This is a genomic window from Rhizobacter sp. P2_H2, from assembly GCF_056403375.1.
The window spans coordinates 1-9,424 of the sequence record NZ_JBFUFP010000117.1 but is presented as its reverse complement, the minus strand read 5'-3'; the positions used below and the strand labels follow the sequence as shown (position 1 = coordinate 9,424).

Annotated in this window: 7 protein-coding genes; 6 read left to right on the top strand and 1 reads right to left on the bottom strand. The window is 65.5% G+C overall.

Going from position 1 to position 9,424, the window contains the following annotated elements:
• On the bottom strand, positions 1 to 301 hold a 301-nt coding region (locus AC1D15_RS09670; protein ID WP_477825808.1), incomplete at its 3' end, for a GntR family transcriptional regulator.
• A gap of 134 nt (positions 302 to 435) precedes the next feature.
• Here AC1D15_RS09670 and AC1D15_RS09665 point away from each other — a divergent pair.
• The 6 genes from AC1D15_RS09665 to AC1D15_RS09640 form a co-directional block, all read left to right on the top strand.
• Positions 436 to 1,905, top strand: coding sequence for a sigma-54 interaction domain-containing protein (locus AC1D15_RS09665; protein ID WP_477825807.1), 1,470 nt, complete (start codon positions 436 to 438; stop codon positions 1,903 to 1,905).
• 315 nt (positions 1,906 to 2,220) lie between these two features.
• On the top strand, positions 2,221 to 5,397 hold the full coding sequence (locus AC1D15_RS09660; protein WP_477825806.1) for a LamG-like jellyroll fold domain-containing protein: 3,177 nt from the start codon (positions 2,221 to 2,223) through the stop codon (positions 5,395 to 5,397).
• Between the two features lie 4 nt (positions 5,398 to 5,401).
• Complete coding sequence (locus AC1D15_RS09655; RefSeq protein WP_477825805.1) at positions 5,402 to 7,789, top strand: RHS repeat domain-containing protein; 2,388 nt, start codon at positions 5,402 to 5,404, stop codon at positions 7,787 to 7,789.
• Between the two features lie 63 nt (positions 7,790 to 7,852).
• Complete coding sequence (locus tag AC1D15_RS09650) at positions 7,853 to 8,242, top strand: hypothetical protein (RefSeq protein WP_477825804.1); 390 nt, start codon at positions 7,853 to 7,855, stop codon at positions 8,240 to 8,242.
• Between the two features lie 183 nt (positions 8,243 to 8,425).
• Complete coding sequence (locus AC1D15_RS09645) at positions 8,426 to 9,079, top strand: DUF6515 family protein (RefSeq protein ID WP_477825803.1); 654 nt, start codon at positions 8,426 to 8,428, stop codon at positions 9,077 to 9,079.
• A gap of 133 nt (positions 9,080 to 9,212) precedes the next feature.
• On the top strand, positions 9,213 to 9,424 hold a 212-nt coding region (locus AC1D15_RS09640; RefSeq protein ID WP_477825802.1), incomplete at its 3' end, for an SEL1-like repeat protein.

Sequence of the window (9,424 nt, the reverse complement as noted above, 5' to 3'; positions counted from 1 at the left end):
CCGCCTCGAACGCGCAGCGGCCTTCGAGCAGCGCCATCACCGGGAACAGCTCGTCGGCATCGTCCTCCGACAGCTCGGTCACCTTGCAGCCCTGGCGCGGCACCAATTCGACCAGCCCTTCGGCGGCCAGCACCTTCAGCGCTTCACGCAGCGGCGTGCGGCTGATCTTCCAGTCGCTGGCCAGTGCGAGCTCGTCGATCCACTGGCCGGGCGCCAGCTGGCGCTCGAACACCATGTTGCGCAGGCGAGCGGCCACTTCTTCGTGAAGCGATGCTGGGCGCAGAGGTGTCGGGTCGACCATGGGGTTCTCACCGGTGGGCCGCCACGGTGCGGCGGTTCGGATGACTCTAAATCCAGTAATTCATAATTACAAGAGGGGCTGCGACAAAGACAAACCCTGAGTGCGCGGCGCGGTGTGCTCGCTACAGTGTCCGCGTGCCAGACACCCCTGAATTCCCGACGCCGCCGACCTTGCCGGCCGATGCCGACGCGCTGCTGAAGCTGGCCGCGCGCAGCATGTTCGACACGCTCGCGCGCACTGCGATGGGCATGCTGGTGGTCGATCGCCGGCACCGCATCGTGTGGATCAGCGAGGGCTACAAGCGATTCCTGCCGGCGCTCGGCCATGCGGAGGACGACTTCGTCGGCCGGCTGGTCGAGGAGGTGGTGCCGAACACGCTGATGGCGCACGTGATCGACAGCGGCCAGCCGATGCTGGTGGACCTGCTGACCAACCAGGCCGGCACCTTCCTCGTGAGCCGGCTGCCGCTGCGCGACGAGCGCGGCGAGGTGATCGGTGCGATGGGCATGGTGCTGCTCGACCACCCCGAGACGACGATGCAGCCGCTGATCACGAAGTTCAGTCACCTGCAGCGCGAGCTGGACGATGCGCGCCGGCAGCTCGCCGCGCAGCGCCGGCCGAAGTTCACGGTGGCGAGCTTCATCGGCGCGAGCCCGCAGGCGATGGAGGTCAAGCGGCAGGCGCGGCGCGTGGCGCAGACCGACAGCACGGTGCTGCTGCTGGGCGAGACCGGCACCGGCAAGGAGCTGCTCGCGCATGCGATCCATGCGGCGAGCACGCGGGCCTCGCGCGCGTTCGTCGGTGTCAACATCGCCGCGGTGCCCGACAGCCTGCTCGAGGCGGAGTTCTTCGGCGTCGCGCCCGGCGCGTACACCGGCGCAGATCGCAAGGGCCGCGACGGCAAGTTCAAGCTGGCCGATGGCGGCACGCTGTTCCTGGACGAGATCGGCGACATGCCGCTCGCGCTGCAGTCGAAGCTGCTGCGCGTGCTGCAGGAGCAGGAGGTGGAGCCGCTGGGCAGCAACACGGTGCAGCGCGTGGACGTGCGCATCATCGCGGCGACCAGTCGCGACCTGCCGGCGATGGTGGCCGACGGGCGCTTTCGCGCCGACCTGTTCTACCGGCTCAACGTGCTGCCGATCCGGCTGCCGGCGCTGCGCGAGCGCATGGCCGACCTGGAGGCCTTGATCGAGGCGCTGGCCGATGACATCGCGCGGCGCAGCGGGCTGCCGCACAAGAGCCTGGAGCCGGATGCGCTGGCGCTGCTGGCGCGACACCGCTGGCCGGGCAACATCCGCGAGCTGCGCAACGTGCTGGAGCAGGCGACGCTGATGACCGATGACATGACGCTCAGCGCGCGGCATTTCAGGCACGTGGCGGCGCAGGACAGCGGTGGGTTGGCGATCGAGGCGGCGCTGGAACCGTTGCCGGTTCCCGTGAGGGTGTCGACGCCGAAGTCACTGCCGCAGGCGATCGCCGAACTGGAATGCCGCGCGATCCGCGAGGCGCTCGCGGCGACCGGCGGCAACAAGCTYGCGGCCTCGCGGCTGCTGGGGATCTCGCGGGCGACCTTGTACGAGAAGCTGCCGCATCTGAACGGGTAGGTCTTCCCCGATCGAAACCCGAAAGAGCCTCGCAATGGAATAGCGATGGATCTGCACAATTCGCGCCGTGAGGCTTGGCAGTTTGTCAACAACTGTCCACCAGCCGCGACACGCACTTGCGGCGGTCATTTCGTTCCAGTCTAATCCGCGCACTCCGCAGTCGATCCCCTCCCACGAAGAGGGCACGACGGCGGTCATGTCAAGGTACGCAAGGTCATTCGGAGGAACGCAATGTCAAGTGGATGGAAGCGCCTGCGGGCGCTGGCGGCGCCATGGGCGCAAGCCAAGGCGAAAGCGATCGCCATGATGTGGTCGGTGGCGGTGGCGCTGCTGTGCATGGGTTGGATCGGCAGCGCGCAGGCGACCGACGTCCTGGATCCGTACTGGCACTACATCTCGGAGCCCTTCGCGGACGCGGAGTCGCCACAGGGCAGCTGCGACCTGATGGCCGCAAGATTTGGCGGACCGCTGGTCTTTCACGCGGTGCCGGTCGGATTCGGCCAGGGGAAATGGGTTGTCGGCGAGTGCTGGACGGCGGACCCCGTCAGCCCGGCAGCGTTCTCTGCGGTGTTCCACGTCGCAACCTGCCCGCCCGACTACGCGCTCGTCGACTACCCGGCTGCGCCCGATGCCGCGAGCTGCCAACTCGGTGGCGAAGTGGTCGACATCCCGGTGGCGCTCTCCCCACCGCCGCCCGAATGCGATGTCTGCAAGGGCAACCCGATCTACCCGCTGCGCGGCGTGAAGCATGAGGAGGTGGACACGGGTCTCGTGATCGGGCGCACGACGCTGACGTTCAGCTACGACACCACCAGCAAGACGCCGAAGACGCCGAAGGTCTATGCCAGCGTTCCCGGCCTGGAGCAGATCGGAAGCGTCCTCGGCAGTTCTCTGTGGTACAGCAACCTGCACCGCAGAGGGACTGTGCGTACCTACAGTGGCGGGACCGTCCTGCCGGTGGTCGCCGTCTTTCCGCGGGGATACGCGCAGGTGATCTCGATGCCGCGGGCAGCGGACGGCACCTTCGCGGCGGAGCCGGGCGACGCCGATCGACTCATGTCGATCGCGGGTGGAGGCCATCGCTACAACGACAGCAAGCACAACGCGCAGGAGATCTTCGACGCCGCCGGCGTGTTGACGAGCATCGCGTGGACCGACGGCACGCTGGCCAGCTTCACGTACAGCGACGGCACGACGCCGGCGAGCATCGCGCCGGCGCCGGGCCTGCTGATCGGGGCGATGGACAACCGGGGGCACAGCCTGAGCTTTCGCTACGTCGCGGCGGGAGCGTTGACGCGCCTCGCCAGCATCACGGACGCCGCCGGACAGTCGACCACCCTCGGCTACGACAGCCAGAACAGGCTGATGGGCATCACGTGGTCCGATGGCACGACGCGCAGCTTCCTGTACGAGAACAGCGGCCTGCCGTGGGCGCTGACGGGTGTCAGCGATGAACGGGCGAAACGGTACTCGACCTTCACCTACGACATCGAGGGCCGTGCGATTGCCACCGAGCACGCCGGCGGGGTCGACCGCTACAGCGTGAGCTACACGACACCGCCGGCCATCCAGGTCGACCAGGTGGCGTACCCAGGCGGAGTCGCCCGGTACTTCAGCTGGGTGCAGCCGCAAGGTGTGGTGATGACCGAGCCGAGCGGGCAGACGACGACGTGGAGCACGGTGAGCGTGAACGGCAAGAACCAGTTCAGCTCGCAGAGTCAACCCGCCGGCGCGGGGAGCCTGGCGAGCAGCCGCAGCCAGTCGTATGACGCCAACGGCCGGGTGGCCAGCAAGGACGATTTCAACGGCAAGCGCAGCTGCTACGTGCATGACGCGACCCGCGGCCTCGAGGCCGTTCAGGTGACGCGCCTGGGCAGCGAGCTGAACTGCACATCCGTCACCGGCCCGGGCGCCAACCTGCCCGCCGGTGCGGTGAAGGTCAGCACGCAGTGGCACCCCGACTGGAACCTGCCGATCCGGGTGGCCGCGCCAGGGCAGCTCACGACGAGCGTGTACAACGGTCGACCTGACCCATTCAACGCAGAAGCCATCGCAAGTTGCGCGCCGGCTGGTGCAACGCTGCCGGACGGCAAGCCGCTCGCGGCACTGTGCAAGCGTGTGGAGCAATCCACGGCCGATTCGAACGGCAGTACCGGTTTCGCACTCCGAGCTGGTGTGCCTTCGGGACCGTCCGTGGATTCCACCGTGAGCCTGCTGCTGCATGCCGATGGTGCCCAGGCCTCGACGGTCATGACCGACAGCAGTCCCAGCGCGAAGAGCGTGACCGCCGCGGGTGGCGCACAGCTCAGCACGACAACGAGCCGCTTCGGGCCGAGCTCGATCCGCTTCAACGGCGGCGATTCGCATGTCGCCGCGCAAGGTGCTGATGCCTACAACTTCGGCTCAGGCGACTTCACGGTGGAATTCTGGGTGTACCTGGACAGTGCGTCCATCAACTACCGAGGCTTGGTGGTCCATGACCAGATCGGCGGGGTTCGGGGTTGGTTGATCTACACGGAAACCTCCGGTGTTCCGCAGGCCGGTGCGCTGAGTGCGGCGATCTGGTCCGGTTCGACGGCCTACTCGGTGCAAGACACCGTGCCGCTGCCTCTCAACACGTGGCATCACGTCGCACTCGTCCGTTCAGGCCAGACGCTTGCGCTGTATCGCAATGGCCAGCCCGTGGGCACGCCGGTGAACGTAGGCAGCGCGGCGACCGGTGATGTGCAGGAGCCGGCCGTCATCGGGGCGTTGCAAGGCATGGGTGCAGTGCTGTCCAACTCGACTTTCTCGGGCTACGTCGACGAGGTACGCATCACCAAGGGCCTGGCCCGCTACGCCGCTGCCTTCACCGTGCCAACGGCGCCGTTCGTTGCCGTGTCCGACGCCGTGCCACCTCCTGAAGCACCGACGACCGGCACGCCGCCGTTGCTGCAGACGCAGGTGCCCAGCCGCGTCAGCGAGTGGACCTATGACGCCGATGGCCGCGTGCTGACCGCGACCGATCCAGATACCGGCACGACCACTTTCGCGTACCACGCCGAGACGAATGACGATCACCAGCGCGGAGATCTGAAATCGATCACCACCTCGCTCGGCAAGATGACCACGTTCGATCGCTACAACCGCTACGGCCAGGTGCTGCAGAGCACCGACCCGAGCGGCGTTGTGACCGTGAACACCTACGACCTGCGGCAGCGCCTGCTGACGAACACGGTCGGTGGCGAGACGACGACGTATGSGTACGACGAAGCGGGTCAGCTGAAGAAAGTGACCTTCGACAACGGCACCTGGGTTGGCTTCGACTACGACGATGCGCACCGACAGGTGGCGGCATACGACCACAAGGCCAACCGCATCGACTACGTGCTCGACAACGCCGGCAACAAGACGGACGAGCGTGTGAAGGACCCGGCCGGCGCGCTCAAGCGCGGCCTGGTCCGGGCAATGGACGCACTGGGCCGTGCGCAGCAAAGCACGGGCAGGGAGTGAGAACATGAACAAGACGATGAACCACAAGCTGATTGCTGCGGCCGTTTCGGCCTTGCTGACCTCGACCGCAGCGATGGCTCAAGTTCCACCCCCACCGGTGTCACCCATTCCGGTGACGACCTACGAATACGATGCCGAGGGCAATCCCACCAAGGTGACGAAGGCCCCGAACAGCCTGAACCTGCAGAACAAGGCGAGCTACGACGCGCAGTACCGCGTGAAGGAAYTGACCGAYCCGMGGAACGGCAAGACYGCGATCGAGTACGACGGAGGMGGCAGGCCGACGAAGGTGACCGACCCGCGCAACCTGGTCACGCARTACCCGCGCAAYGGCTTCGGCGATGCGACGCAGCTGATCAGCCCGGACACCGGCATCACCAACATCACCTACGACGCRGCMCGSCGGCTGAAGACCCGCACCGACAGCCGYGGCGTCACCGARACCTACACCTACGACCTGGAAGGGCGGCCGACCAGCGTCGTCTACAGCCAGAGCGGMCARGCSAGCCAGACCAYCACSTGGAGCTGGGACCTCACCGGCSCGGACTACACCTACAGCATCGGCCGGCTCAGCCGSGYSGATCACCCSARCGGCTTCGCCCGTKTSARGTACGACCCRCGSGGCCGGATCACCGAAGCCGTGCAATCGGTGAACGCCAAGGCCGGTGCGAACAYCGTGCCGATCCARACGACGGTGAAGTACGCCTACTCGCACGGCGACCTGATGACSATCACCTACCCGTCGGGCCGGGTGCTGGTGATCACGCGTGACACCGGCGAGCTCAACGCGATGAGCTTGGCCAAGGATGCAGGCAGCACGCCCATCCCGCTGATCAGCAACGTGAAGTGGGAACCCTTCGGCCCGGTGAGTGGCTGGGACTGGCACATGACCAGCGGCCTGGTGAATCATACGCGGCAGTTCGACCTGAGCGGTCGCATCGTGCGCTACCCACTGGGCAATGTGCTGCGCGATGTGAGCTACGACGCGGCTGACCGCATCACCGGCTTCACGCACCTGCTGGCCAGTGACGGCACGCCGCAGCCGGCGCTGAACCAGGGCTTCGCGTATGACGAAAACAGCCGACTGACCAGCATCATCACGTCGGCATCGAGCTGGTCGATCGCCTACGACCCGAACGGCAACCGCACGAGCGTGAGCCTGAACGGCAACCCGAGCGACTACACGACCGAGGTGACGAGCAACCGGCTGACGAGCATCACGAATCCGGCCAGAAGCTTCACCTACGACAACGCCGGCAACACGACCAACGACAGCGCAGGCTACACGGCAACCTATGGCCTGAACGGCGCGATTGCGAGCATCACGAAGGCGGGCGTCACCGGCAGCTACGACTACGACGCGGAGCGCCGGCGCATCCGCAAGGTGACGAGCACCGGCGAGGTGGTGATCTTCGTGTACGACCTGGAGGGCCGACTGCTGGGCGAATACGACCAGACCGGCAAGGCGCTGCGCGAATACGTGTGGCTGGACAACATCCCGGTGGCGATGTTCATGCCGGACCCGGCGAACGCGAGCAATCCGAACGCTCCGCCGCTGGTGTTCTACATCCACGCCGATCACCTGAACGCACCGCGTATCGTGGTGGACCAGAACGGCGCCAAGCGCTGGCGCTGGATGGCCGAGCCGTTCGGCACGACGGCGCCAGAGACCAATCCCGAGGGGCTTGGGGCCTTCACGCAGAACATGCGGTTCCCGGGGCAGTATGCGGATGCGGAGAGCGGACTCTGGTACAACTACTTCCGAAACTACGATTCCTCCCGCGGCGGATATCCGCAAAGTGACCCCATCGGGCTGGCGGGAGGGAGTCCGTCCACATACACGTACGTTGACGGTAACCCATTGGTCGGCACGGATCCACTTGGACTTTTCGACTTTGGCAGCTCTCAGCAGACTCTGCAAACGCTTGCGCCCGCTGCAGGGGCTGTTGGCGCAGGAGGAGCTGCAGCTGGTGTTCCTTTGGCTGTTGCCGGGGCTGCTGTGGCAGCAGCAGGCGCTGGCGGCATCGGAATAGGTATTGGAATCAATAACACGTGGGAGCATTTCACCGGCCAATCCCCCGGTGGCAGCTTGTACGACTTATTGCATCCGGAACCCGTATCAAGCGTTCCAGCGATTAACTTTAAAGATTCAATGCACGATGCGTACTCAAGAATCTGCAGTGCTCCTCCCCCTCCGAATTTGGACAAGTGCGAGAACATGCGATGGCAAATCCGCAAGCTGCGCATGTGCATCACAGGTAGAAAATTGTGGGAAGGCAATTGGGGACCGGGGCGTGGCCACGATGACCAGATTCGGCAAAAAGAAAAGGAACTGGAGAAGTGGGAGCGTCGCCTCAAGAACGCTTGGGATTGCAAGAAGGATTGTCCATAATTGGAGGCGGTAATGAATATTGATCTATCTCTATGTAATRAATGGACGCCAGCCCCTGACGACTTGGATGAGGCTTGGGCTTGGCGCACCTTGAATGGCCTTGGGCGCACGCGTGCCATTCAAATGCTGGTCGATAGTCCCTCGACCTTGCCAGAGGTGCTGTACTACTCGAAAGGCAGTTGCTTCCTCTACTATTTGGGTGTCCTTGTTGATTACCTTCTGTCTGAAGAGGCGAAAGCGAATTTCGCTGCAGCCGCAGGATTCATGAATTTGCTCAACACGAGGCATCCATCTCCGACTGCCTTCGTTGGCACAGCTGGCATTTCCTTGTTGGAAGGCGCCCGCCAGATTGCCGCAAGGCAAGATTTCTATGACGCAGATGAGGATATCTTTGGTAGCTTTCCCGAGCTATATGAACGTTATGCCCTTGGTTCAGATATTAGTTTGACTTGAGCGGCGTCACCGTGAGGTGTGTTTGCGCGACGTGCCGACGCGATATCACCTGGGTGCCAAGTGGACCAAAGACATGTATGACTGGTAGTCAGCCCCGGTGCAGCGACCTCACACGTTTCTTTGCACACCTGCAACCCACCCGATACGCTCTCCCGCGACGATCGCATCGTCCAGGAGATCGACATGGCAACCATCCAGCGATTCGTGTTGACCGGTGCGATCCTCGCGCTGGCCGTTCTTTCAGGCGTGTCCCAGGCCCAGGAGCGCCACGGCCGCGGCGGCCCGCCCCCCGGCTACCGCTCGCCGCACTGGCAGTTCGACAACCGCTACCACCACGACCACTATTACCCGTCGCGCGGCTACGTCGCGGCGGCGCTGCCGGGCGGCAGCATCAGCATCGGGTTCCACGGCGGCAACTACTTCTACCAGGGCGGCGTCTGGTTCCGCCCGCAGGGCCCGCGCTACGTCGTCATCGCGCCGCCGATCGGCATCGTCGTGCCGCTGCTGCCGCCGGCCTACACCACGCTCTACATCGGCGGCGCGCCGTACTACTACGCGAACGGCGCCTACTACGCGACCGCGCCGGGCGGCTATGCCGTCGTCGAGCCGCCGCCGGGGGCCGATGCCGCTCAACCGGCACCGGTTCTGCCGCCGCCGAAGCCCGCGCCGGATCCCATCCTCTACCCGCGCAACGGGCAGAGCCCGGCGCAGACCGAGGCCGACCGCCAGGAATGCAACCGCTGGGCGACCACGCAGCCGTCGGCGATGGCCGATGCCTCGGTGTTCCAGCGCGCGGTGGCCGCCTGCATGGACGGGCGCGGGTACACGGTTCGCTGACAGCGAGAAGGGCTTCGATACCTCAGCCTGAACGGGTGGAGGTATGCGGAGTTCGTGCCACCCCCGCGCATGGGCGGTTGTGGGCAGAGGGTGTGGCCGTTAAGTTTCGGCTCCACTCCCTCTTGTCCGACCGATGCGCCTGCCCACCCTCCTGCTGCTGCTCTGCTGCCTCACCGGCACGGTGCGGGCGCAGGCAGACGCCCTCGCCACGTCAGATGACCTGCTGGTCCGCCTGACCCGCGACGAGGCTGTCGCCTACGAGAACGGCGAAGGCGTGCCGCGCGATCCGGTGCGCGCCGCGCAGCTGTACTGCCAGGCCGCCCGCCAGGGCGACGCCGAATCGCA

Bases quoted from the DNA above. Each gene is read 5' to 3' on its own strand.
- AC1D15_RS09645 (WP_477825803.1), top strand. From the start codon at position 8,426: ATGGCAACCATCCAGCGATTCGTGTTGACCGGTGCGATCCTCGCGCTG.